Below are 827 nucleotides of genomic sequence, written 5' to 3'. Positions count from 1 at the left end.
GGCATGTCGCCGAGAATGGCGCGACGAAAGGTCCGTTCACCGAGGCAGAGTTGCAAGCCATGGCGCTGTCGGGCGGGCTGTCGCGCGACAGCATGGTCTGGACCGCCGGTCAGGACGGCTGGAAAACCGCCGCCGACACCGAACTCAGCCGGCTTTTCGCGCAGGTGCCCCCCCCGCCGCCGCCCGGAGCCTGAGCCTTGGACGGAACCGAACGGCATTTCCCGTGCGAATCCTGCGGGGCGGATCTGCGATTCGCCCCCGGACAGACGCAATTGCGCTGCGATCATTGTGGCCATGTACAGTCCATCCCCGAGGCCGCGCTGGAAGGCCGGACGCGGGCCCTGGGAGAACATGACCTGACCGCTGCCCTGCGTGATGCCCTGCCCCCCGGCGCGATGGAGGAGGTGCGCACCACCCCCTGCCCCTCCTGCGGCGCGCTGGTCGAGTTTCGCGGCGCCGAACATGCCACCGAATGCCCGTTCTGTGCCACGCCCGTGGTCATCGGCACCGGCACCAACCGGCAGATCAAGCCGCAGGCGCTGATCCCGTTCCAACTGGATGAACGTACGGCCCGTTCAGCCATGGGCAAATGGCTGGGCAGCCTGTGGTTCGCCCCGAACGGTCTTGTGGAATATGCCCGGAAGGGCCGGGCGCTGAACGGGCTTTATGTGCCCTACTGGACGTTCGATGCCGAAACCCGCAGCGCCTATACCGGGCAACGCGGCGAATATTACTATGAAACCCGCACTGTCACCGTCGATGGCAAAAGCCGTCAGGAACAGGTGCGCAAGACACGCTGGTATCACGCAAGCGGCCGGGTACGGCGG

The 827-nt window shown here is 66.5% G+C and carries 1 protein-coding gene and 1 pseudogene; both read left to right on the top strand.

Going from position 1 to position 827, the window contains the following annotated elements:
• On the top strand, window positions 1-194 hold a 194-nt coding region (locus AO684_RS04590; RefSeq protein ID WP_054301566.1), incomplete at its 5' end, for a DUF4339 domain-containing protein.
• Between the two features lie 3 nt (window positions 195-197).
• Window positions 198-827: pseudogene (locus AO684_RS22150) on the top strand (primosomal protein N' (replication factor Y) - superfamily II helicase); the annotation flags it as partial.

This window comes from Gemmobacter sp. LW-1 (genome assembly GCF_001303875.1).
In the GTDB taxonomy this organism is placed as follows: domain Bacteria; phylum Pseudomonadota; class Alphaproteobacteria; order Rhodobacterales; family Rhodobacteraceae; genus Gemmobacter; species Gemmobacter caeni.
Note: the sequence above shows the minus strand (reverse complement) of the source record. Positions and strands in the feature narration are given on the sequence as shown.